27 protein-coding genes are annotated in these 22,724 nt (G+C 59.6%); 13 read left to right on the forward strand and 14 right to left on the reverse strand.

Annotated features, from left to right (window positions below; genetic code table 11):
* Positions 1–24 precede the first annotated feature (24 nt).
* Positions 25–1,257, forward strand: coding sequence for a cation:dicarboxylase symporter family transporter (locus V6607_RS14630; protein WP_102606145.1), 1,233 nt, complete (start codon positions 25–27; stop codon positions 1,255–1,257).
* A 138-nt stretch (positions 1,258–1,395) separates the two neighbouring features.
* Here V6607_RS14630 and V6607_RS14635 read toward each other — a convergent pair whose 3' ends face one another.
* From V6607_RS14635 to V6607_RS14650, 4 genes are all read right to left on the reverse strand, one after another.
* A complete protein-coding gene (locus tag V6607_RS14635) occupies positions 1,396–3,006 on the reverse strand; it encodes an argininosuccinate lyase (RefSeq protein ID WP_003207353.1) in 1,611 nt (536 codons plus the stop codon).
* Between the two features lie 20 nt (positions 3,007–3,026).
* A complete protein-coding gene (locus V6607_RS14640; RefSeq protein ID WP_008435327.1) occupies positions 3,027–4,274 on the reverse strand; it encodes an OprD family porin in 1,248 nt (415 codons plus the stop codon).
* Between the two features lie 301 nt (positions 4,275–4,575).
* The gene (locus V6607_RS14645) at positions 4,576–5,052 is read right to left on the reverse strand and encodes a copper chaperone PCu(A)C (RefSeq protein ID WP_134326388.1); all 477 of its coding nucleotides are present in this window, start codon (positions 5,050–5,052) and stop codon (positions 4,576–4,578) included.
* The gene (locus tag V6607_RS14650) at positions 5,052–5,657 is read right to left on the reverse strand and encodes an SCO family protein (RefSeq protein WP_003207358.1); all 606 of its coding nucleotides are present in this window, start codon (positions 5,655–5,657) and stop codon (positions 5,052–5,054) included. The genes V6607_RS14645 and V6607_RS14650 overlap by 1 nt, the downstream gene beginning before the upstream one ends.
* Before the next feature lie 265 nt (positions 5,658–5,922).
* Here V6607_RS14650 and V6607_RS14655 point away from each other — a divergent pair, with 265 nt between their 5' ends.
* The 3 genes from V6607_RS14655 (at position 5,923) to V6607_RS14665 (ending at position 7,570) form a co-directional block, all read left to right on the forward strand.
* Positions 5,923–6,306: a DUF2946 domain-containing protein gene (locus tag V6607_RS14655; RefSeq protein WP_003207359.1), complete on the forward strand. Its 384-nt coding sequence runs from the start codon at positions 5,923–5,925 to the stop codon at positions 6,304–6,306.
* A gap of 62 nt (positions 6,307–6,368) precedes the next feature.
* Entirely contained in the window at positions 6,369–6,923 is a 555-nt protein-coding gene (locus tag V6607_RS14660) for a putative natural product biosynthesis protein (RefSeq protein ID WP_134326389.1), read from the forward strand.
* 146 nt (positions 6,924–7,069) lie between these two features.
* Positions 7,070–7,570, forward strand: coding sequence for a DUF2165 family protein (locus tag V6607_RS14665; protein WP_134326390.1), 501 nt, complete (start codon positions 7,070–7,072; stop codon positions 7,568–7,570).
* Positions 7,571–7,687: 117 nt separating this feature from the next.
* Here V6607_RS14665 and V6607_RS14670 read toward each other — a convergent pair whose 3' ends face one another.
* On the reverse strand, positions 7,688–8,344 hold the full coding sequence (locus V6607_RS14670; protein ID WP_134326391.1) for a metalloregulator ArsR/SmtB family transcription factor: 657 nt from the start codon (positions 8,342–8,344) through the stop codon (positions 7,688–7,690).
* A 181-nt stretch (positions 8,345–8,525) separates the two neighbouring features.
* Between V6607_RS14670 and V6607_RS14675 the strand changes: the two genes are divergently transcribed.
* Both V6607_RS14675 and V6607_RS14680 read left to right on the forward strand, forming a co-directional pair.
* Positions 8,526–9,584, forward strand: coding sequence for a PDDEXK nuclease domain-containing protein (locus V6607_RS14675; RefSeq protein ID WP_134326392.1), 1,059 nt, complete (start codon positions 8,526–8,528; stop codon positions 9,582–9,584).
* 78 nt (positions 9,585–9,662) lie between these two features.
* Positions 9,663–10,862 carry a lysozyme inhibitor LprI family protein gene (locus tag V6607_RS14680; protein ID WP_134326393.1) on the forward strand — a complete coding sequence of 400 codons (1,200 nt, stop codon included), beginning with the start codon at positions 9,663–9,665 and terminating at the stop codon, positions 10,860–10,862.
* A 4-nt stretch (positions 10,863–10,866) separates the two neighbouring features.
* On the opposite strand, the gene V6607_RS14685 is transcribed toward V6607_RS14680, so the two are convergent.
* The 3 genes from V6607_RS14685 to V6607_RS14695 all read right to left on the reverse strand — a co-directional run bounded on the left by V6607_RS14685 (position 10,867) and on the right by V6607_RS14695 (position 12,759).
* The gene (locus V6607_RS14685; protein ID WP_102606266.1) at positions 10,867–11,187 is read right to left on the reverse strand and encodes a hypothetical protein; all 321 of its coding nucleotides are present in this window, start codon (positions 11,185–11,187) and stop codon (positions 10,867–10,869) included.
* 347 nt (positions 11,188–11,534) lie between these two features.
* A complete protein-coding gene (locus V6607_RS14690) occupies positions 11,535–12,011 on the reverse strand; it encodes a hemerythrin domain-containing protein (protein ID WP_008435010.1) in 477 nt (158 codons plus the stop codon).
* Positions 12,012–12,201: 190 nt separating this feature from the next.
* Positions 12,202–12,759, reverse strand: a complete 558-nt coding sequence (locus tag V6607_RS14695) for an ATP-dependent Clp protease proteolytic subunit (protein ID WP_102368860.1) — start codon at positions 12,757–12,759, stop codon at positions 12,202–12,204.
* A gap of 156 nt (positions 12,760–12,915) precedes the next feature.
* Between V6607_RS14695 and V6607_RS14700 the strand changes: the two genes are divergently transcribed.
* On the forward strand, positions 12,916–13,137 hold the full coding sequence (locus tag V6607_RS14700; protein ID WP_003207401.1) for a PLD nuclease N-terminal domain-containing protein: 222 nt from the start codon (positions 12,916–12,918) through the stop codon (positions 13,135–13,137).
* Positions 13,138–13,191: 54 nt separating this feature from the next.
* Here V6607_RS14700 and V6607_RS14705 read toward each other — a convergent pair whose 3' ends face one another.
* Both V6607_RS14705 and V6607_RS14710 read right to left on the reverse strand, forming a co-directional pair.
* Positions 13,192–13,752, reverse strand: a complete 561-nt coding sequence (locus V6607_RS14705) for a type 1 glutamine amidotransferase domain-containing protein (protein WP_003207402.1) — start codon at positions 13,750–13,752, stop codon at positions 13,192–13,194.
* Positions 13,753–13,781: 29 nt separating this feature from the next.
* Entirely contained in the window at positions 13,782–14,285 is a 504-nt protein-coding gene (locus V6607_RS14710) for a DUF4142 domain-containing protein (RefSeq protein ID WP_134326394.1), read from the reverse strand.
* Positions 14,286–14,482: 197 nt separating this feature from the next.
* On the opposite strand from V6607_RS14710, the gene V6607_RS14715 reads away from it, so the two are divergent.
* From V6607_RS14715 to V6607_RS14725, 3 genes are read left to right on the forward strand one after another with little or no spacing between them, the layout of a single operon-like run.
* Positions 14,483–14,707 carry a hypothetical protein gene (locus tag V6607_RS14715; RefSeq protein WP_134326395.1) on the forward strand — a complete coding sequence of 75 codons (225 nt, stop codon included), beginning with the start codon at positions 14,483–14,485 and terminating at the stop codon, positions 14,705–14,707.
* 15 nt (positions 14,708–14,722) lie between these two features.
* On the forward strand, positions 14,723–15,154 hold the full coding sequence (locus tag V6607_RS14720) for a hypothetical protein (RefSeq protein WP_003207407.1): 432 nt from the start codon (positions 14,723–14,725) through the stop codon (positions 15,152–15,154).
* The gene (locus tag V6607_RS14725) at positions 15,154–15,912 is read left to right on the forward strand and encodes a DUF72 domain-containing protein (RefSeq protein WP_134326396.1); all 759 of its coding nucleotides are present in this window, start codon (positions 15,154–15,156) and stop codon (positions 15,910–15,912) included. The genes V6607_RS14720 and V6607_RS14725 overlap by 1 nt, the downstream gene beginning before the upstream one ends.
* On the opposite strand, the gene V6607_RS14730 is transcribed toward V6607_RS14725, so the two are convergent.
* The 3 genes from V6607_RS14730 to V6607_RS14740 all read right to left on the reverse strand — a co-directional run bounded on the left by V6607_RS14730 (position 15,870) and on the right by V6607_RS14740 (position 18,985).
* A complete protein-coding gene (locus tag V6607_RS14730; protein WP_102368864.1) occupies positions 15,870–16,658 on the reverse strand; it encodes a DeoR/GlpR family DNA-binding transcription regulator in 789 nt (262 codons plus the stop codon). The genes V6607_RS14725 and V6607_RS14730 overlap by 43 nt on opposite strands.
* 399 nt (positions 16,659–17,057) lie before the next feature.
* Positions 17,058–17,999, reverse strand: coding sequence for an alpha/beta hydrolase (locus V6607_RS14735; RefSeq protein WP_003207412.1), 942 nt, complete (start codon positions 17,997–17,999; stop codon positions 17,058–17,060).
* A 98-nt stretch (positions 18,000–18,097) separates the two neighbouring features.
* Entirely contained in the window at positions 18,098–18,985 is an 888-nt protein-coding gene (locus tag V6607_RS14740; RefSeq protein ID WP_134326397.1) for a LysR family transcriptional regulator, read from the reverse strand.
* 131 nt (positions 18,986–19,116) lie between these two features.
* Between V6607_RS14740 and V6607_RS14745 the strand changes: the two genes are divergently transcribed.
* Complete coding sequence (locus V6607_RS14745; protein WP_134326398.1) at positions 19,117–19,962, forward strand: SDR family oxidoreductase; 846 nt, start codon at positions 19,117–19,119, stop codon at positions 19,960–19,962.
* Between the two features lie 3 nt (positions 19,963–19,965).
* On the opposite strand, the gene V6607_RS14750 is transcribed toward V6607_RS14745, so the two are convergent.
* The gene (locus V6607_RS14750) at positions 19,966–20,721 is read right to left on the reverse strand and encodes a DeoR/GlpR family DNA-binding transcription regulator (protein WP_134326399.1); all 756 of its coding nucleotides are present in this window, start codon (positions 20,719–20,721) and stop codon (positions 19,966–19,968) included.
* Between the two features lie 82 nt (positions 20,722–20,803).
* Between V6607_RS14750 and nudK the strand changes: the two genes are divergently transcribed.
* Positions 20,804–21,391, forward strand: a complete 588-nt coding sequence (nudK, locus tag V6607_RS14755; RefSeq protein ID WP_087692406.1) for a GDP-mannose pyrophosphatase NudK — start codon at positions 20,804–20,806, stop codon at positions 21,389–21,391.
* Entirely contained in the window at positions 21,391–22,593 is a 1,203-nt protein-coding gene (locus tag V6607_RS14760) for a lipase family protein (protein WP_177437399.1), read from the forward strand. The genes nudK and V6607_RS14760 overlap by 1 nt, the downstream gene beginning before the upstream one ends.
* The last annotated feature ends 131 nt before the right edge of the window (positions 22,594–22,724 follow it).

A 22,724-nucleotide genomic window follows, 5' to 3' on the forward strand; every position in this document is an offset into this window, starting at 1 on the left:
AAATAAAAAGACCATGGAGCATTGATGCCAACCCGACTTGCCAATAATGCTACCTTGCCTATTTTGATTGCCATTGCACTCGGCATGGTAGTAGGGCTGTTTTATCCGGGCGTGGCAATCGAGATGAAGCTGCTCAGTGACGCCTTTATAAAAGTGGTCGGGTTACTGATGCCATTTCTGTTGTTTGTGCTGGTGTCGACCGGTGTCGCAGGTATCAAGCGCGAGCCCCACCATCGGCATGTAGTGGGGCGGATCGTGGTGTATTTCCAGCTGATGTCCCTTGCTGCATTGGTGTTGGGAATGTCGACGGGGTGGTTGTTCAGCCTGGATCATACGGCAGTGGCTAACCTGGATTTTGATCATCTGACACCGCCTGCCGCGCCCGAAACGCTGTTGCACGAGCTGTCGATGACCTCGATTTCGTCCAGTCTTTACAAGGTTTTCACCCAAAGCCTGGTGCTCCAGGTGATGCTGGTGGCGGTGCTGTGCGGCCTGCTGCTGGGGCGTGGCGGCCAGGTCGCAAACCGCTGCCTCGGTTGGCTGGAAGCGGCGGTCGCCGGGTTGTTCTGGTTGCTGCGGTTTATCCTGAAGTTCGCACCGCTGGCGGCGTTTGGGGCGATGGCATTTGTGGTGGGAAAGTACGGTTTAAGTTCGGTGCTGCCGCTCTTGAAGTTCATTGTTGTTATTTACCTGGTTTGCGCGGTGTTCGTCATTCTAGTGTTCGCCACGATTACCCGCCTGCTCGGCGTTAAATTGAGTAGGCTAATTGCTTACTTGAAAGAAGAGTTGTTGTTGGTAACGTTCACCGGCTCTTCAGTGGCCGCACTTCCAGGTTGCGTCAGCAAACTTGAGGCGCTGGGCTGTGATCGCCAATTAGTGCGCCTGGTGTTGACCACCGGGTATACGTTCAACTTGGCCGGTACCAATCTTTACCTGACCACTGCCATTATGTTCCTGGCGCACCTCGCCGGGGTGGAGATTGCCGTGCCCGAGTTGCTGGCGGTGCTGGTGATCTGCCTGTTTACCTCGCTGGGGTCTACCAGTGTCGCGGGCTCGGCGCTGTTTACCCTGATTGCTACCTTGAACATCCTGCAACTGGTGCCACTGGAAGGGGTGGGTTTGTTGTTGGGAGTGGAACGGCTGATGAAGTGTCGGTCGTTGACCAATGTGCTGGGCAATTGCGTGGCGTGCCTGGCGATATGCGGGTGGCAGAAGTCGATTGACCATGAGGTGTTGAAGCGGGAACTGAGTCACTGAGCCGAACATGCTTTCCAGACCCAAACGCGGTCAAATGTGGGAGCGGGCTTGCTCGCGAATGCGGTGGGTCAGCCAATAAATCTGCTAACTGATACACCGCCTTCGCGAGCAAGCCCGCTCCCACATTCAGATCGCATTTCAGCCCTTGGCGTTGAGCAACTTGTCGAAGGCCTTGTCCAGGTTGCCTTCAGCACCTTTCAGCTTCTCACGACGCTCCTTCAACCAACTCTGGTCCGCGTCGAGATTCTTGCGCGCCTCCACCAGCATCCGCTTGACCTCTTCCGGCTGCGGCCCACCCGTACCCTTGCGAGTCTTGACCATCGTGGTCGGCGACAGCGCAGCACGGAAACCGGCCTCATCCAGCGGCAACGTATTCGGCGTCCATTTGTATTTGTCCGCGGCCTGGGTGTACAGCTTCTGCGCGTCCGCATACGCGAAGGTCTTCGGCGTGGTGCCATTGCTGCGCGCCTCGGTGACGATCAACGAGGCGAAGCTGTGGCCAATACGGAACGGCACCTTGAACTGACGCTCCAGGGTGTCGGCCAACTCCATGGACGTGGTCCATTCCGACTCCAGCTCATCCAGCGCTCGCTGCGGGTTGATCTGCAGCGCATCGAGCACGGCATCCATGCTTTTGAACATGTCATCGGTGGACTGGAACAGTCCCAATGAATCGAACGCAAACTTGTAGTCGGTCATGCCGGTGGTGACGTTATGCGCGCGCAAGGTCACGGTTTGCGCCAGGCCCACCACGTCGGAGGCCGATTCCCGGGTGCGCATCAACAACCCCGGGTTGCGTTTTTGCGGCATCGCACTGCTGGTGTAGGTGGACTCTTCGTCCAGCAGCAACCAGGGGCGGATCTGATGGTACTGGGTATGGATATCGCCAATCATCGCGCCGATGCGGATCGCCGAAGACGCCGCGAGGTTCGCCGCCTCGATCGGGATGTCGTAGGTCGACACCTGGCTCGAATCCAGGGAGTTTTCCCGCACGCCGTCGAACCCCAGCAACTCGGCCAGGCGTTCGCGGTTCAGCGGGTAAGCGGAGTTCGCCAGTACCGCGGTGCCCATCGGGCTCAGGTTGAGGCGGGTGTAGAGTTCACGGATGCGTTGGCCGTCGCGATCAAATGCGGCTTCGAACGCCAGCAGGTAGTGCGCATAGCTGATGGGCATGGCCTGCACGCCGTTGGTGTAGGCGGGCACCAGGGTGTCGATGTTCTTGTCGGCGATGTTCAGGATACGTTGGCGGGTGGCGTTCAGTGCCTCGCTGTAGGCCAGCACCTGGGAGCGCAGTTTGGCCAGGCGGTAGGTGGCGAGCATGTCCTGGCGGCTGCGGCCGGAGTGGATCAGCGACGCTTCCGGACCGATCTTGTCGGTCATGATTTTTTCCAGTTGCAACACGTCTTCCGGGCGCTTGCCATCGGGCTGGTCGGCCTGGTCGATGGCAAAGCGCACGCCGCCGGCGATCTTGTGGCCCATGTCCGGCTTGACGATGCCTTCTTCGGTGAGCATCACGATCGAGGCTTTGTTGATGCGGTTCAACCAGGCGAACTGGGTTTGGGTCGGGTCGCCCTTGGCCTTGTGGGCGCTTTGCGAGGAGCCCGGCGTGGCGCCGACTTTGGCCGCCTGGGCGGCGCATTCTTCGGTGGTTTTGCAGGGCAACGCGCCGGTGTCGGCGGCGTAGGCGCCGTAACTGCTGAACAGGGCAAAGGCGACGGCCAGGTGGATCAGGCTTTTTCTGCTATTCATGTGCAACGCTCCGGGAAAAATCACAGCAAGGGCAGGGTGTAGCTGACGATAAAGCGGTTCTGGTCGATATCGCTGCCGCTGCCATTGCTGCGATACGTGCCATTGCGCCATTTCACTTCAAGGTTCTTCAGGGCACCGCTCTGGAACACGTAGCCGATATCGGTGTTGCGCTCCCACTCGGTACCTTCCAGGGTTCGGGTACGCACGAAGTTGTCACCCTTGAGGTAGCGGGTCATGAAGGTCAGGCCGGGGATGCCGAGGGCGGCGAAGTCATAGTCGTAGCGGGCCTGCCAGGACTTTTCCTCGGGGTTGGCGAAGTCCGGCGAGATCATCACGTAGTTGACGAGGTAGGAGTCGGTACCGTCCAGGTGGGGGAAGCCGGTGGTGCCTTTCATGCGCTGGTAGGCGGCGCCGAACGAGTGGCCGTGGAGGCTGTAGGTGAACTTGGCACCGAAGGCCTGGTTGTCGATGTTGCTGTTGCCTTCCTTGCTGGAGTCGGCGTAACGCAGGTCGGTCTTGAACGACTGCGCGTCACCCAGTGGCAGGGTATGGACCAGGTTGAAGATGTGTTGCTTGTAGTTGTTCTCGAGGTTGGCGTAGTGGTAGCCGGTGACCAGGGTTTTGGTCCAGCTGTAGCTGGCACTGGCGAAGTCGAATTTATCGCTGGGCACGGCACCCTTGATGCCTTTGCCGTCGACTTCGATGTCTGCATGGCCGCTGTCGTTACGCAGGGTGTTGCTGGTCAGGCGCCCGGCATCGAAGGTCAGGCCGGCGATGTCCTGGCTGGTCAATTGAGTGCCGCGAAAGGTCTGGGGCAGCAGCCGGCCATCGTTGGGCAGTACGGTCGGCAGCTTGGGGATCAGCGTGCCGAATTTGAGCACGCTTTTGGAGATCCGCGCCTTGGCGGTGGCGCCCATTCGACTGTAGCTGTCCGGTGCGCCATCCTCGCCCACGGGAAGCAGGCCGGTGTTTTGGCGGTCGGGGCTTGAGTCCAGTTTCAAACCCTGCAGGCCAATGGCATCGAGGCCAAAGCCCACCAGGCCTTCGGTGTAACCCGACTGGTAATTGAGGATCAGCCCTTGGGCCCACTCATCGCGTTTGGACTGGCTCGCGTTGGGCTGGCGGTAATCGCTGTTGAAGTAGAAGTTGCGAAATTCGAGGTCGGCCTTGCTGTCTTTGAAAAAGTCAGCTTCGGCAAAGGTTGGGAAGGCGAGGGTCAAACCGAGGGTGGCCGAAGTCAAGCCCAGGGTAATGGGGGATTTGTTCATTGTTATTCCCGTTGTCTGCTGCTTATTTTTAGAATTATCTGGCCGGACGGCGACAGGGAGACGCGTCCGGCTTGCGCAGGCTAACGAGTTGTATTGCAGATTGAAAATATATAGAAAGTGTTGATGCGAGACGAAAAAAGTATGAAGCGGGCGCCCGATTTTTCAGGCACTGAAGGGCCAATGTGGGAGCGGGCTTGCTCGCCAAAGCGGTGGATCAGTCAATACATCCGGTGACTGTCACACCGCGTTCGCGAGCAAGCCCGCTCCCACGCAAGCCCGCTCCCACATTTTGATCTGCGCTTTAGTGCATCTTGCTGTGATCCATGGTTTCCGTCGCATTCAACGCACGGGCTTGGGCCTTCACTTCGATCGACTGCTTTCCACCCTTGGCATTTTCCACGGTGACGGTCAGCGGCACCTGGTCGCCTTCCTTGATCTGGGCGGTGAGGTCGATCAGCATCACGTGATAGCCATCCGGGTCGAGCTTGACGGCCTTGCCGGCGGGCAATGGCACCGAGTCCACCGGGCCCATGCGCATCACGTCGTCCTTCATGGTCATCTCATGGATCTGCACGGTCTTGGCGACCGGCGACGCCACGCTGAGCAGTTTGCTGTCGCTGTCGGCGGTGACGGTCATGAACGCACCGCTGGACGGTTGGCCCGGTACCGAGGCGCGTACCCAGGCGTCGGTGACCACTGCCTGTGCACTGGCGTGGGCGGCGAGGCCCAGCAGGGAGAGACCGAGGGCGAAGCGCTTGAGGTGTTGAACGGCAGTCATTAGCAGACCTCCATGACGGTGAGCAGGTCTTCTGCGCACTCTTTGGCGTTAAGCGAGGCAGACAAGCCCAGGCGCAGGGTGCCCCGGGTGTCGAACACAAAGCTGGTGGCGGTGTGGGAGAGGGTGTAGCTGTCGCCGGCGGGGATCTTTTCATAAAAGATCCCGAATTCCTTGGCGGCCACGGCGATTTCTTCCGGGGTGCCGTACAGCGCCTGGAAGCTGGGGTCGAAGGCCTTGACGTAGGCGTCCAGTATCTTGGGCGTGTCGCGTTCCGGATCCAGGGTGATAAACACCACCTGCATGATCTTGCCGTCGCGGCCCATCAGTTTTTTCGCCTGGGCCATGCGCGCCAGGGTGGTCGGGCACACGGCCGGGCACTGGGTGAAGCCGAAGAACACCACTGGCATCAAGCCGCGGAAGGAACTCAAGGTGACGGTCTCGCCGTCAGTGTTCTTGAGCTTGAAGGTACGGCCCATGATCTTGTCGCTCAGATCCTTGCCGTACTTGAAGTTCAGTTTCGGGCTGTTGTCACAGCCGGCCAGCAGGCCCAGGCCCAGCAATCCCATGCCGGAGAGGACTTTGCGGCGGGTGAATAACGTACTCATCAACTGTGCATCCTGTGAAGCGCCTGGGTACCACGAAGCGTTAAATCAGGCGAGGAGAGCGTGGCATTCTAACAACCTGGGCCTCTGGGCGTAATCTGCGACGTTCTGTCACAGGCCCTGCCGGGCAAGACCAAATGTGGGCGCTGTCGAGCTTGAGCGAGGCTGCGAAGGGATCGGCTCGGTATTCCTGCAAGACCGTGGCGCCTGCATCGCAGCCTCGCTAAAGCTCGACAGCTCCTACAGGGGGAATGGTAAAGTCGCCGCCATGAAACTCTCCCGCCCGGACCGTTCACTCATTGCCTGGACCCTGTATTTTTGCGTCCTGTTCAATGTGTTCGTCTGCGGTTTGGGCCATGGGCAGATGATGGGGCTTGAGCTCAATGGCCTGGGCGGTCAGTTCTGCTCAAGCCTGGGTACCAAGGCGCCGGCCTCGGATGCCGGCCTGGGCAATCCGACGGCCAGCAGCTGGTCGAACTTCTTCGCCTGCCCGGTGTGCTCCGCCGTGACCCTGGGCATCGTCTTCCTGTTTTGCCTGGCCTGGCTGTTGGGCCTGGGGCAAAAGCCGCGCCCGGCCCATGAGCGGCGCAACAAGGCCCCTCCGCGGTATTCCTGGCCTTCGGCCAACCCTCGTGCTTCCCCTGCATTCTGACGTGTGCCCCGGGCTTCCTGATACCAGGAGGCGTTCTATCGTCACGAGTGTGAGTGCGTTCCATGAGCTCTATCCTGCCTTCCGGCGCTGCCCGTCTGGTCAGCAAGGCGTCGCGCCGTCCGTCCCGCGGCGACGTGCTGCTACCGTCTGTCGAATACCCGAGTAACGCCCGCTGTTTCGTCCACCTGGATGCACGGTTGCTGCCTTACTGGCACACCTTGTTCGACATCTGCCCCGGTTTGCTCAAGCTTGACCCGCCGGAGGGCTTGAACCTGTTTCGCAGTTTCATGACTTGGGCTTACCGCAACCGTCCCTCCCTGGACTGGACCTACCATGTAAACGTGTGCCGTTGGCTGCTCGGTTCGGTGTATCGCACGCAGATCGATGAAGAGCCCATCGAAGCATTCATGACGGCGGCTGCGGCCCGTTGGGTCAGCGATGACACCAGCCAGGTCCGGGGCGTGGTCCTGGCCTGGCAAGGTTCATCCCTGCAAGTGGTGGACTGGAAGCAGGGCAGCGGCGTACCGCTGCAGAACTTGCCGCCGCTGCCCGGAGATTTCGCCTGGTGCGCGCTGGATAGCCAGGGAAGGTTCAGCGGGTGGTTGCCGGTGCCTTGAGGTTCCGCTCGATCCACTGGGCAACAACGGTTACCGGATCTAAAAGTTTGCCTTGTGTAAGTTAAAGCGCTCACCGTATTATCCAAGTGTATTCTTGGTTATATGCCAAGAGCCTGATTTGCCCTACAGCAGACAAGGAGGTTTGGATGAGCGTCGAGCTATGGTTGCCGGGAGGTACCGCAGGGCTGTTCCTTATCACTCAGGCCCTGGGTTTGAGTGTCTGGCTGACCCTCGCCGTGGTCAACAATTTGCAGGCCTTTCGCAGCTCGGTCGGTGCGGTGGGCGCGACCATGGCCATGGCGCCACTGCACCAGGCTCCGGCCATCGACATACTCCTGTTAAGGCGCGCTGTGCGTTCCCACCACCTGCATCAATTGGCACTGCTGATTGTGTTGGCGCTGCAGGTGATCGCGGCAGTGGCGGCATGGACCGGCAGCTACCAGTTGGTCCTCGGTGATGGCCTCTCGGCCGCGCGGCCATGGCTCAATCTCGCCCTCAGCGGCTTCTCGGCTTTCGTTTTCGCGATGCTGCTGGGTGGCTTGTGGTTTGGCTACTGGATTCGCCAGGAGGGCTTGCAACTGACGCACTTGGTGCTGGCGATCTGGGCGCTGTTGGCGTTCGCTCTGTTCAACCTGCAATGGGCCTGACTTCGGCCTGAGGCTGCGATGGACTGCGCAGCAATGGTGAGTCCTGAACCGTTGGTGTATCCGGGACACTGCGGCGCTGGAATTACGGTTGCTGCGCAGCCCATCGCAGCCTCTTTCTTACGGGTGGCGGGGCTGGATGCTGTAGGCGCAGCGTCGATCCCCAGAGATCAAATGCTCGCAGCGTTCCACCACATTCTCATCGCCCAGCGCAGCCTGGAAAATCTGCAACTCCGAGCGGCAGAAACCCTGGCATTTGCGGGCGGCCACGCAGATCGGGCAGTGGTTTTCCACCAGTAGCCAGCCTTCGTCCAGCGGCTCCATCTGCGCCATGTACCCGGCGCGCTCACGAATCTGCACCAGGATCGCGACTTTCTCCTGCAAGCTCGATGCGGCGGAGCAGGCCTGGATGTATTCGTGCTTGGCGGTCGCCTCCATGCTGGCGATGACTTTTTCCACGCCTTCACTGCCAAAAATCACTTCGATGGACTCGATCAGGTGCAAGGTCAGCACGCTATGGGAATCCGGGAATTTACTCTGTGCGGTCTCGGTCAGGGTCCACTTCAAGGATGGCCGGCCGGCACCCGAGATGGGGGCTGATACGCCGACGATCAACTCCGCGACCTGCAACTTCTGGATTTGCTGGCGGGCGGCTTCGGAGGTGATGTCCAGCAGCGCAGCCAGGTCCGTGGTTTTCAGTGGGCCACGGGTCTTGAGCAGGAACAGGATGCGGTCCCCGGTGGATGCCTGGCTGTCGTCGGTGGGTGTGGCGTTCATAGATCGGGAATAACCATGGAAGTGACTGGGCCATTTGACCACAGCACGCACGTTGGGGCACCCCTTGATCCGCGTGAAGGTACGGTTCCCGTTGATTTGTATCGAAAGCGTTCTGCTGGCCCATTCCGGATTGTCCCCTCGCTACCATCGACCGCCTGCCGAACCCATGAGGGAAAAAGGAATGCGTGAGACCCCCGAAAGCCTGACCACACCACCCGAGGGATACAGCGACTGGCTGACCGACCTCAAGGGGCGAATCCACTCCGCCCAGCAACGCGCCACCCTGGCGGTAAACCGCGAGCTGGTGTTGCTGTACTGGCAAATCGGCCAGGATATTCTGACCCGGCAAGCGCGGCAGGGCTGGGGGAGCAAGGTGATTGAGCGGCTGGCGCAGGATTTGCGTTCGGCGTTTCCGGAAATGAAGGGTTTCTCGCCGCGTAACCTGAAGTACATGCGCGCATTTGCGGAGGCGTGGCCGGACTCCGAATTTGTGCAACAGGCTGCTGCACAATTGCCCTGGGGCCATAACCTGGTGTTGCTGGACAGGCTGCCCGGGCCCGAAACCCGTCGCTGGTACATTGCCCAGGCCATCGAGCACAACTGGTCGCGCAACATCCTGGTGATGCAAATCGAGGGTCGCCTGCTGGAGCGCAGCGGCAATGCGGTCAGCAACTTTGACGGGCTGCTACCCAAGGCGCAATCCGACCTGGCTCGCGAATCGCTTAAGGATCCTTACCGTTTCGACTTCCTCGGCCTGACCCTTGACGCGCAGGAACGTGAAATCGAAAACGCCCTGGTCAAACATGTCACCGATTTTCTGCTGGAGCTGGGCGCCGGTTTTGCCTTCGTGGGTCGGCAGGTGTTGCTGGACGTGGGAGGCGAGGAGTTTTTCGTCGACCTGCTGTTTTATCACCTCAAGCTGAGGTGCTACGTGGTCATCGAACTCAAGGCCGGCAAATTCAAACCCGACCATCTGGGGCAGCTGGGCTTTTACCTCGCGGCGGTAGATGCCCAGCTCAAGCACCCACAGGACAGCCCCACCATCGGCCTGCTGCTGTGCAAGAGCAAGAACGAAGTAGTGGCCGAATACGCCCTGCGTGACAGTTCGCGCCCCATTGGTGTTGCCGAGTATCAACTGGTGGAATCTCTGCCTGCAGAGCTGCAAACCAGCTTGCCGAGCATCGAACAGATTGAGCGAGAGCTGGCAAGTGATCCCCCTTCCATGGCGAGTGCTTCGTAGGACAGTGCCGACAGACTGGACATTGGCAATCGCGTCGGCACAATAAGCGCCTTGAAAGGAACTCACCCTAGGAAAGCCATGGCCCGCCGTATTCATTCTGCCTATCCAATGTTGTTGCTCACTGGCGTGCTGATGGGCGCGGGGATGCCTGCCAGTGGCGCGTCCTTTGATTGTAAAAAGGCCTCCACCACGGTGGAAAAGGCTATTTGCGCCAGCCCTGAATTAAGCGAACTCGACACTACGCTGGGCCTGTACTACAGCCAGGCAATGGCCAAACTGGCACCCGACCAGCGCGACGAATTGCGCCGTGGCCAGCGCACGTGGTTGCAGACTCGCAACGCGTGTGCCGGTACCCCGGAACAATTGCCCGGCTGCCTGCAATCCCAACTGAGCCAGAGAGTGGTCGAGGTGGGAACCATCACCCACAAAGAAACCGCAGCCCTTGACGCAATCATTGCCAGTATTCCGTACCATCCGGCCCAGGCAGTTGAAGGGCTTCGGCGCTACCCGATGAACGATCTGGCCGCCGCCTGGCTGGTCTACCTGCAGCGTTTTGAACCTGACAGTGGCGTGACGGAGAATGAGGCCGAGGAGAATCGCAAGCAGGTTCTCATAGCACTCAAGGAAGACAGTTTTCCCTGGTCGATCTGGCAGGACCTGCAGAATGATCCTGCTGTCAGCCGTGACCGGGTGATGTTGACCTTGCTGCGCATGATGATCGAGCGCCAACAGTATGAGATGTACGCCGACCAACGCCCGTATGTGCACTGTTTCGTTTTCAGCCGGCAGGGTGAGGTCGCGTATGAGTCGTTCGGGTCGTTGTACGGCTCCACCCGCGACAGCTTTGCGCCGATTTGTGCCCCTCAGGGTGATCTGTTTGCACAGCCGGCCTGGAAGCGGCTGGACGATTCGTTTACCGAGCCTTTGTCCACTGCATCGCAGAACGAAGGCACCATCCGCTTTGCCAGCTACGCCGACTGGAACACGCTTTCCCTCAAGGCCACCGCGTCGCCTCGGCTGTTTCTCCAGCCAGGCGCCGCAGGCAAGACCCAGGATCCTGAATTAACGCTGCGCAACTGGGGCGCTGATAAACAATGGCCCGCCAAGCAACGCCAGCAGGCGCTGGCGGCCATTGAACCGGCGCGCCAAGTCACGAGCGAATGGTTGCAGCGCGAGCGGGGCTTCTCTGCTGTTGATGCCCGGCAAGCGTCCCGGGAAATCGTTCGGCAGTGGTTGAACTTGCGCCTGGACTTTATCGGTGGCCCAAGCGAGCTCTAATTTCTCAACTTCCCGATGCAGGAACGGTTTTCTTGCCGCTCTTGTTGGCGGGATGCTGGGTCGAGGTGCCTTTGTGGCGGATGCTCTTCACGCTTTTTGACGGCGCGGGTGCTTTGGTTTCAGCGCCCTTGTTGCCGCTGCTATCGGCCCCTGAAGGGCTGCTGGGATAGGTGCCGGGTGGCAGCGCCGAACCGGGTGGGCTGTTGCCGCTCAAGGCGGGTGCCTCGGGGGCGGTGTTGTCGCCGAAGGCTGCGTAGGCGGGGGCATACAGAACGAGCGTCAAGCTGGCGGCGAGTACGATCCTTTGGGAAATGCTGGTCTTCATGACTCAATCCCTCTTGGCGATTGGGACCGAAGCCCGGACCACATCCGGGCTTCGGCGACGCCTCAATCAAGACTTCTTGGAGCCTGGGGCGTGGCCATGAGCCCCGCCTTTTTTGCCCGCTTCAGAAGCCTTTGCGCGGTCATTGGCGACATTGCCGCCTGAACCCTGGCCGCCGCTTTTACGCGTGGTTTCTTGCTGATCCTTGTGACCAGCGCCTGAGGTGGTTTTTCCACTGTTAGCCATTTTCAAAACCCTCAATGATGAGCGAATCAATGGTGTTGCCTAATTGGGAATCCGCCAGCCAAATCAAAGTTTGAAAAAGTTTCCAGCCATGCGACGAATGGACATCACGCCGCCATTGGCTTGGCCCCAGGCGCCTTCTTGTGCGCGGCTTTCATCGCTTCCATCTCTGCTCCAAGCTCTTCGAGCAATGCCTTGCCCAGCAGCTTCCTGGCCTGCGGGAACATCTCGCTTTCTTCTTCCTCGATGTGGTGTTCCAACAGTTCCTTGACCACTTTGACTCGCCCGGAAAACTCGGTCGTGGAGGGTGAGGTCTGCTTCAGGTCTGGCAGTACGAGGGAGTCGACGGTGCGGTGTTCTTCCTTGGCTTCGTGGTACATGATTTCCTGATCCTTGCCCCCAGCCTTGCGAAAAGCCGGATAGAGGATTTCTTCCTCAAGGCGGGTGTGAAGGCTGATTTCCATTTCCAGTTTCGCCAGTAGCTCGGTGCGCTTTTTGACGCCGCGTTCAGTAGACTCACTCAGCTGGTTCAGGATGGCTTTGACGCGTTCGTGGTCGGCCTTGAGAAGATCAATGGCATTCATGGGTGACACCTCACGGGTAGCGAAAGGGCGGGTCGAATTGCCCGCCTGTGCAGACCTCTACAGCATGAGTTGTACCAAGTTGAACAAAATATTTATCTGCTTATAAAATAATAGGTTATGTGCGATAAAAAGCGGCTCTGGTCGTGCAGGTTGCACGGTCGAGTGGTGGCTTGCATGCATTAAACAATGCCTAGCCGCCGCTGACTTTCCAGTGCTTGATGTCGTCGGCAAACACGATCTGCTCGACCTCATGGGCAATCCCGTAAGCCAGTGACTCGTGAGCGGCGATGACTTTTTCCTCGGCCGAGAGGCACTTGAAAATATCCAGGTGGGTTTCGGCGCTGGCGGTTTCCAGTTCGTAGATTTTCACGTAGCGCGCCAGGTCGTTGTCCAGGCTCGACAGGTATTCCCGCAGGCGCTGGTGGTCTACCGAGTTCTGGTTGAAGTACCAGTTCATCGGATGGATCAGGAAGCGCGAGTGTGGCGTGGTGATCCGGCGGTTTGCCGCCAGGAACATGATGATGCCCATGGACTCGATATTGCCCGCATTGATCGCACACAACGGCACCGGCAGGGACTTGAGGAAGGTGTAGAGGGTAAAACCGAAATTGGTGCTGCCGCCGGTGGTCGACAGGTTCAACAGCAACGAACTGGCGCCTTGCTCGATGGCGTCCAGGCAGCAATCACGAAAGCGCTCGGTGGTGCCCTGATCGATCTGGCAGTGAAAGTGGATGATGTGCTCGGTCATCCCGGGCCTCCGAGGGGTAAAAGGTAGTGTCCATTTGAGTCTAGAAGGTTACGGCCCGTGTGCCGCAACCGTTGGGCGAGAGCCATCCGTTGCAATTTTAATGAACCCTCGGGCGCGTTGCTTGACCTAACGCATACGACCTCAGGAGGATGAATCATGCAAATCGAATATGTCTGGATTGGCTTGGCGGTGATTCTGGTGCTGCTGGAACTGTGGGCGATCAACAGCGTTCTGCGCAGTGGCAGTGGCTGGGAGACCAAGGGTTTATGGCTGGTGGTACTGATCTTCATGCCGCTGTTGGGGCTGATCCTCTGGGCGCTGTTTGGACCCAAGGGTGTGAACCGGGCGACACATGCCACTGAGCATGGCAAAGGCTAAGACAGAATCGAAAAAAAACAGGCGCCCGAGGGCGCCTGTTTGCATTGGCGGGCGTCAGGCCGCCAGTGTCTTGGCAATGGCCTCGTTGAACGCCGGCAAATCGTCGGGCGTGCGCGAGGTTATCAGGGTCCAGCCATTGGCCGGGCATTCCTTCACCTGCGTATCCACCCAGTTTGCTGCGCCGGCATTGACCAGGTCAGTGCGCACGCTTTTGTAGGAGGTGAGGGTCTTGCCGCCGATCACGCCGGCATCAATCAGGGCCCAAGGGCCATGGCAGATGGCGGCTACGGTTTTCCCGGCCTTGACGAAGTCGTTGATCAGCCGCAGTGCATCGGCGTCCTGGCGCAAGGTGTCGGCATTGACGGTGCCCCCGGGGATGACCAGTGCATCGAAGTCACTGCCGTGCAGGTCCGAGAGCTTGGCGTCGGACTCTACCGTCCTGTCTTTCTCGGTGTCCTTGAGAAAGGTCTGGGTGCTGCCACCTTTGCTGGAACCGTGGGTCACCGTGGCGCCGAAACCACGCAGGGCTTCCAGCGGCTTGAGCAACTCGTCGCGCTCGATACCGGTGTTGGAGGTGATGATCAGAATCTTCTTGCCGTGCAGTTGCGAACTCATGGTCGAGTGTCTCCTGAGTGGGTCAATGATTAATTGGCGTGCTGGGACTGCAACTCCTTGGCCATCTTCAGATGGGTTTCGAGAGTCGGCAGGGTCTTCTCGGCAAAAGCCTTCAGTTCGGCGTTATCCGAGGAGTCGGCTTCTTTTTTGAACAGGGCCACGGTGTCTTCGTGGGCCTTTACCTGGTTGTCGGCGTAAGCCTTGTCAAAGGACTCTTCACGGATTTCCAGGATCATTTTCTTGGCCTTGTCGGTGAGGCTGGCATCGTCGGGCACCTTGATGTCGAGCTTCGTCGCCAGGGCCGTCAGCTCCTGGTTGGCCTTGGTGTGGTCGGTGATCATGTGCTGGGCAAACGCCTTGATATCAGCGGCACCGCTCTTTTCCAGCGCCAGTTTGCCGGCTTCTACTTCGGTGATGCCGCCCTGGGCTGCGGCGTCAACGAAGTCATTGGAAGTGGCGGCCATGGCCACACCCATCGAGCCTGCGGCCAGCGCGAAGGTCAGTCCCATTTGTTTCATCAGCAAGTGCTTCATGATGCTTCTCCTGAAGAGTGGCGCGATGCCGTTACCTGACTGTTGAGCGGGTGCCTGAGCAAAAGGTTTAAATTAATTTGCGCTTATTTCTCCGGGCCGCAGCCCACGCAATTTCCTTGAACTATCAAAAAATCATGGGCTCTGCTGCATAACGGCTCCGCGCTGGAGCCTGATCTTTTAACAGCAGGAGAATCACCATGGGCACTGAAAAAACCACTGACAGAACCCCCAATGCAATCAGCTCCGAACAGGCGCAGAAAGGTCGCCAGCTTGACGAGAAGGACAGTTCCTTGCAGCGCCCAAACCCCAAGACTGAAACCGTTGATAAGGTGATCACGCCGACGTCCATCAAGGACACACAACGGCAAACCGACCAGATCAACGAGCAAGCCGCCAAGGCCGAGCGCAAGCTGGGTCAGTGAAGAACGGAGGCAGTCATGGGGCGATCCATCAGCGCCGGGGAACTGGGTATTGAGCTCAAGCCCGGTGATGACAACGCACTGTTCAAGTGGTTTGTCGCCAGCTTCCTGATGGGCAAGCGCATTCAGGCGCAGATCGCGGCGCAGGCCTATCAGGTGATTGTGGTGAAGCATGGCCGGGACACCCCGCGCAAACTGCAACACTGCACCTCTCGCGAACTGGTGGCCATGCTCGGTGAGGCGCATTACGTGCGTTACGACGAAAGCACCGCGCAACGCCTGCTCGACCTCAGCAGCAAGTTGAATGCGGAGTACGCGGGCAGGATCAGCCATATCCACGATGCCAGTGCCGACCGTGGGGAGTTTGAAAAACGCTTGAATGCGTTCGAGGGCGTCGGGCCGAAGACGGTGGAGATTTTCATGAGGGATGCGGCGTCGGTGTTGTTTTGATGCCGATTTTTCTCGGTTGTGCCGGTTGGAGCCTGCCTCGTGAGCAATGGCCAAGATTTCCCCGGCAGGGCACTCATCTGCAACGTTATGCCGCGTGCTTGAATGCGGTTGAAATCAACAGCTCCTTCTACCGTCCCCATCGCCCGCAGACCTACGCACGATGGGCGCAGTCAGTGCCGTCGGGCTTTGGTTTTTCGGTCAAGCTGCCACGGCACATCACCCATGAATTACGTCTGCGGGACTGCGATACGGCATTGGATGAGTTCCTTGCACAGTGCCTGCAATTGGGCGACCGCCTGGGCTGCCTGCTGGTGCAATTGCCGCCTTCTTTAAGCTACGACCCGATCATTGCCGGCGGCTTTTTCACAGCCTTGCGTCAACGCTTCGCTGGCCCTGTGGTGCTTGAGCCGCGGCACGCCAGCTGGGTGCAGGCCGACAGGCTTTTGCAGGATTACCAGATAGGACGGGTCGCCGCCGACCCGCCGGTGATCGCTGATGGGGATGCACCGAAAGGTTGGCAAGGCGTGCGTTATTGGCGCCTGCATGGTTCGCCGCGTATCTATCACAGCGCTTACGAAACCGAGCGTTTGTGCGCGCTGGCCGAGGTATTGAGAGCCTCCCTGGAGGAGGGCATTCCGACCTGGTGTATTTTCGATAATACGGCCAGCGGTCATGCGCTGGTCGATGCGCTTGCCCTTCAAGCGATGCTTGCCCCTCAGGCATCCACTTGCATCACCTCCAGCCCCAGGCATTCATAAGCCTCGACGCTGCCCGGCGGCACGTGCCACTCGGTAATCAGGGTATGAATGCGGCTGCACGGTGCCACTACGAATGGCTCCACGGCGCCCAGCTTGTCGGCCAGGGTGACTGCCACCACGTGGGAGGCGCTGTCGAGCATAGCCTGTTTCACCGCCACTTCCTCGAAGTGCAACGAGCTGATACCGACCTGTGGATGCAGTGCGCACACACCCGTGAACAGCAGGTCGGCCTTGATGCCCTGGATCAGCCGCAATGCTTCATGCCCGCTGGCGGCCATGGTCACCGGGTTGAGTTGGCCACCGGCAAGGATCACCGTCACATTGGGATGTTCGGACAACGCGATGGCAATCATCGGTGAGTGCGTGACGGCGGTCAGCTTGATGGAATGCGGTAGTGACTGGGCGATTTGCAGGGTGGTGGTACCGGAGTCGAACAGCACGATCTGGCCGTCCTCCACGCGATCGGCGGCGAGTTGCGCCAGGTGGCGTTTGGTCGCGGTGGTTTCGCCAAACCGGGTGAAGAAATCCTTGCCGGTGTCCTTGGGCCGTGGCAGCGCACCTCCATGCACGCGTTGCAGCAGACCGGCGGAGGCGAGTTCGCCAAGGTCGCGGCGAATGGTGTCCTGGGAAACGGCGAAATGCTCCACCAACTCCGAGGCAGTGACTTTACCGTCGCGCTCCAGCAGCAACAGGATTTTCTGTTTGCGCAGGGAGGGCAGGTCGATGGCAGCATGGCTGTTATGCATGTTTTTGCTCGTTGATGCGTGTTTATGCGAGATTAATCAGCATTAGGCGCAAACGCAATGGGTTGGGGTGTCGGTGATGCCCTGCCGAGTGAGCTGAGCACCATGGAAAAACCACACCCGGTCCGGTACCAAATCCCATGGTTTCGATTCGCGAGGTGATGCAGGAGATTTTGCTGCCGCCAAGCTTTCCAACAGGGCATTACTGAGCAAAAAAATCGTAAAAAAGTAAAAAGAGTTGTCCACGAAAACCGTGGGTATCTCTGTGGATAACTTCGCTTGAGCCCGGCGGGTATGGCGATTTAACCTGCGGTTAATATTTGATCAGTCACTGTTTATGGCCAGTATGGGCAGGCTTTGCGCCTTGACAGGCACCGGCGAAACCGGTGCCGAAATGCAGATTTACGAGTCGTTTGGGCGCCCGGTGGAGGGCCCGGCAACCTGAGTGGCGCGCTTCGATTGCATCAGGCTGTCCAACGCCTGGCGATAACTGCTGCCGGCCAGTCGCATGCTGTCGTTATGAGTGGCACCGGGTACCAGCAACAGGTGTTTCGGCTGTTGGGCGGCGTCAAACAGTTGCTGGCTGAAGCGCGGTGGCACGAAGGCATCGGCGAGCCCGTGAACCACCAGCAGCGGCATGTGGATATCAGCGATCTTGTCAATGGAATCGAACTTCTGCGACAGCAGCCAGCGCACCGGCAATGACGTATTGGCTACTGCTGTGGCCACATCTGCCAGGGAGGTAAAGGTGGACTCGATGACCAGTCCGCGCACTGGCGGCGGCACCTGATTGTTCGCTGCCTGCTTGCCCAGTTCCACCGCGAGGTCGATGGCCACCGCGCCACCCAGGGAGTGCCCGTAGATGAGGCGCTTGGCAGGATCGGGTTGCAGCACCTGGAAGCGTTCCCAGGCAATGCGCGCGTCTTCGTACACGCTGGTTTCCGACGGCAGGTCGCCTCGACTCTGGCCGAAGCCGCGGTAGTCGATGGCCAGTACGGAAAAGCCCAGGGCCCGCAGCTGTTCGATGCGAAACAGTTGGCCAGTGAGATTCCAGCGCACGCCGTGCAGGTAGAGAATTGCCGGCGCGTCCTTCTGTGCCGCTGGCCACCACCAGCCATGAATATTCTGCCCTGCCTTGAAACTCGCGGGTTTCAGGTCGAATTCCTGCACATCACGCGGCAACCCGCTGTACCAGCTGGCAGTGCCTGGCTCCACGCGAAACAGCAACTCGCGTTCCTTGTGTTGCAGCACGGCGCAACCCACGGGCAGGCCGATGATCAGGGCGGCCATGCACAGCAGGGGAAACCAGCGCAGGCCGAGACGGGACAGAAAACGTGAAGACATGAAGGTTCCAGGACACAGGCGAAGCACGGGTTTTAACAGATGCCCTGGCCGCGCAGGAAATATTCAGACGGTCGTCACCGGACATTGCTTGCAAAGTATTACATCGCCTCATCCAGCACAGAAAAGAAGTGACCGGCCAAGGGGGAAGAATGGCTGGTGTTCCAGTTGAGGTAGAGCCCGATGCTGGAGGACGCGGCGGTGAGGGGCACAAACGCCACCTTGTCACGGGGCATCGAACGGGCAATGGACTGCGGCACCAGCGCCACACCAAACCCGCACGCCACCAGGCCAATCAGGGTGGGTAATTGATCGGCTTCCTGGACCACCCTTGGAGAGAAGCCCGCAGCCTCGCATAAAGCGATCAACTGGTGGTGATAGCCACTGCCCAATGCCTGGGGCGTGAACACAAAATCGGCGCCGGCAAAGTCCTTCAGCTCGATAGCGGCGTCATCCGCATTCGGATGGTCTGCGGGCAGCGCCAGCAGGATCGGTTCATCCAGCAGCAGCCGGGATTCGATGTTATCTGCCTGGCCTGGCAGGTAGCGCAAAAAAGCGATATCGGTATCACCACTCAACAAGGCCTTGGCCTGGTTGGCAGAGGGCATTTCCTTGATCACCAACTGAACCCTGGGGAACGCCAGGCGAAACTGCCTGAGGGTATCCAGCAACCACGGATAGCCGGTGATCGACACCGAGGTGATGGTGAGCGTGCCGGCGGTTCCCTGGGACACCTGCCGGGCTTGCTCAATGCCTTGCTGCAATTGCCCGAGGACGGTGTAGGCCGTCTGAAGAAACGCCGCCCCGGCTGGCAGCAGCTTCACGCCACGACGGTCACGCTGCAGCAGGGCAAACCCCAACTTTGCCTCCAGGCGATTGATCGCCTGGCTCAACGCTGGCTGCGCCATATGCAGGCGCTCCGCAGCCTGGTGAAAGTGCAGCGCTTCGGCAACGGCAACGAACTGGCGCAACAGGCGGGTTTCGATCATCTGGGCTGTTCCTTCAGGTAGATGGCGGTGTGGGGCTTGATACGACGCAGGTATCAATATCGCTGTTTTTCAGTATTAAACAGGACGGCCACGGGTTGTTAGGGTGGAGTGCCTATCAGGAGAACGCGACGATGGACTTTACAGGTAAAACCGCAATCGTGACCGGTGCCGCCCGTGGCTTGGGGTTCAGCTATGCGCGCGAGTTGGCGCGACTCGGCGCGCAGGTGGTAATCAGTGATATCGGTGCCGACACCCTCGGCGATGGGGCTGATCCCCAGGTGGTACAGGCGGCCGCGCTGGCGCTGCAGGGTGAAGGCCTGCGGGTGGTTGGCCACGCGGGTGACCTGTCCGGCGAAGCGGGGTGTCGAGCGCTGATCGAGTGCGCCATCACGCATTTCGGGCAGCTCGATATCCTGATCCACAATGCTGGCTGGGTCGGCTATCAGCCCATCGAGGCCGCCGACGAGGCTTTCATCCGACGGGCCATGGACGTCAATGTCTATGCACCGATCTGGCTGTGCAAACACGCGTGGCAGCACCTCACGCGATCTGCCGCACCCCGCATTGTGCTGACCACCTCCGACCGTGCGATGTACACGCGCTACGTCCAGCCCGGCCTGGCGGCCTACAGCGCGGGGAAGATGGCGCAACTGGGGATCATGAATGCCTTGAGCGGGGAAGGGGCGGAGGCCGGGATCCTGGTCAATGCCATCTCACCCGTGGCCAAGACCCGCATGTGGGGCGTGACCGGCGAGCCGCACAACCTCAAGCCGGAATGGGTCACGCCTGGGGTGATCTTCCTGGCTTCGGCTGCGTGCCAGGACAGCGGCTATATCCTGCGTGCCAGCAACGGCCAGTTCACCGCCACGCGGTTCGCTGAAAATCCGGGGGTCGAGTATCCGGTTGACCTGGCGCGGGTCAACGCCTCGGACGCTGCGCAAGTCGCCGCGTCATGGCAAGCCATCAAGGACTGTTGACGGTCACGCCAGGTAAAGCGTCAGGCCCTGAGCTTCGTAGGGTTGCAGCAGGGCACGCGGCGTACTGGCCAATGCGACGATCGCGCTGACGTGTGTAAGCTCCACCACCTGGTAGGGCGACGCGGTGTTGAGCTTTTCCGAGGTGGCCAGCACGATGGTTTCTGCGGCCGCGTGACACAACGCGCGCTTGACCACTGCCTCTTCATAATCGCCGGTAGACAGGCCGGCATTCGGGTGCACGCTGCACACCCCCATGAAATACAGGTCGGCATTGACCCGGCCGATAGCCTCCAGCGTGGCCGCCCCCACCCCCACCAGTGAGTGGCGAAACAGCCGCCCGCCGAGCATGATCACTTCAATCTGCGGATGATCCACCAGGGCCATGGCAATCGACGGGCTGTGGGTGACCACGGTGGCATTCAGGTCCGCCGGCAAGTGATGGGCCAGTTGCAGGCACGTAGTACCGCCATCGATAAACACCACTTGGCCGGGCTGCACAAGTTGTGCAGCCGTCCGGCCAATGGCGATTTTTTCCTCGGGTACCAAGTGTTCCCGTACCGAAAAATCAGCCATCGCGGGGGATGCCGGCAAGGCGCCGCCGTGCACCCGCAGCAGCAAACCTTCCTTGGCCATTTCCCGCAGGTCACGCCGAATCGTGTCCTCGGAAACCTCCAGTGCCTGGCTCAACTCCTTGGCAATCAGCCGGCCGTCGCGGCGCAGCGTATCCAGCAGGTGTTGTTTACGTTGTTGGGTCAGCATCGGAAGCTTCCTGCACGTTTTTTCTTGACTGTGCACGATTTTGCACGACATGCTGAATAACACAAGACAAAAAGGTCCTGCCATGGAAAACAGTCCCGTCCGCATCCACGCCGAAGAACTGCTCTCGGATAATTGGTATGTGCTGAAAAAGTACACCTTTGACCTGCGCCGCCGCGACGGCAGTTGGCAGTCCCAGACCCGGGAGATCTATGACCGGGGCAATGGCGCGACGATCCTGCTGTACAACCGCGAGCGGCGCACGGTGTTGCTGATTCGCCAGTTCCGCATGCCTACCTACGTTAACGGCTACCACGGTTACCTGATCGAGTCTGCCGCCGGCCTGCTGGACAACGCCAGCCCCGAGGAACGCATTCGCCTGGAGGCGGAAGAAGAGACGGGCTACCGTGTGGGCCATGTAGAAAAGATCTATTCGGCCTTCATGAGCCCGGGCTCGGTGACCGAGCGCATTCACTTTTTCATCGGCGAATATCAGCCTGGCGACCGAGTCAGTGATGGCGGCGGGCTGGAGGATGAAGGTGAGGATATCGAAGTGCTGGAGTTGGGATTCGAGGAGGCCCTGGCCATGGTGGACAGTGCCGAGATCGTCGACGGCAAGACCATCATGTTGTTGCAGTACCTTGAATTGCGGATGTTGAAAGAGGGCTGGTGATGTCGCGTCGGTTATCGCTTGCGCTGGCGGTATTGCTGGCGGGATGCAGTGGTGTGAGCGCTGCGCAAACACCCGTCGGTGATGGTGGTGTTCCCGCGTTCTATACCTGGGCGGACAAGGTGCCCGCGTCACCCGGGCGGATGCTGCGCAGCGAGCCGTTGACCGAAAAGCAAAGCCTGGCCGAGGCGGGGCAGAATATTCGCATCCTGTACACGTCCACCGACGGTCTCGATACCCATAAACGGATTGTCGTTTCCGGTGCGCTGTTCCTGCCCAAGGGCACACCGCCGCCGGGTGGCTGGCCGCTGATGGCGTGGGCCCACGGCACGGTGGGGAGTGCCGATATCTGCGCGCCGTCGTTCGCCGGTCGCAGCCCGCGGGATACGCGCTATCTCAATTATTGGCTGGCTCAGGGCTACGCGATTGTCGCTACCGATTACCAGGGGCTTGGGACGCCTGGCCTGCATCCGTATGGTTTGACCAGCCCGCTGGCCTATGGGGTGCTCGACAGCATTCGCGCGGTAGGGGCGGGTGGTTTCGAACTCTCCAAACGTGTGGTGGTGTTTGGGCAGTCACAGGGTGGCCGTGCTGCGTTTGCCACGGCGGTCTATGCGAAAGACTATGCGCCCGAGTTGGATATCGTGGGGGTGGTGGCGACCGGTACGCCTTACGCGGCCACCCATAAAACGGGAGGCAGTGCCGAGTTGGAAAAGGCCCGCAGTTCGGTGGTGCCGACCTTTGCCTATAACTTGCTGCGGCTGAGTACTGTCACGTTGTTTGATCCTGGGTTTGTGGCTGCGGATTACTTGAGCGAGCGTGCAGTGCCTGCGTTTGAGAGCAGCCGGCGGGATTGTTTGCATGCCATTGAGCAGCGGGTGATGGCTGATGGGCTCAGCTTCAATGACAGTTTCAAGCGGTCGCCGAAAGAGGCGCTCGACAAGGTTTATCGTGAGTCGGCGTATCCGACATTGAAGACGGATATTCCGGTTTTTGTCGGTACGGGGGGGCGGGATCAGGATGTGTTTGTGCCTGGGCAAAAGGCGCTGGTCAGGGATGCGTGCAAGGTCGGGGACCGGATTGAATGGCATTTTTATCCTGAGCTGGATCACTCCGCTACGGTCAATGGTTCGCTCGTGGACTCGACGCCGTTTGTGCGTAAGGCGTTTGCGGGGGAGGTGATTGGTGGGAATTGTGGGGGGTAGTTTTTTGGGGGGGTATATCCGTTATTCAGGTAACGGCGACTTATGGTTTCGCTCTTACAGCGAGTCACTTTGCAAAAGCCGGAATGCCGGCCCAGCCCAAAGTAAGTAAAGGGAGCTGCCTCCGCCGCTTT

It is taken from the genome of Pseudomonas sp. KK18 (genome assembly GCF_037094675.1).
In the GTDB taxonomy this organism is placed as follows: Bacteria; Pseudomonadota; Gammaproteobacteria; order Pseudomonadales; family Pseudomonadaceae; genus Aquipseudomonas.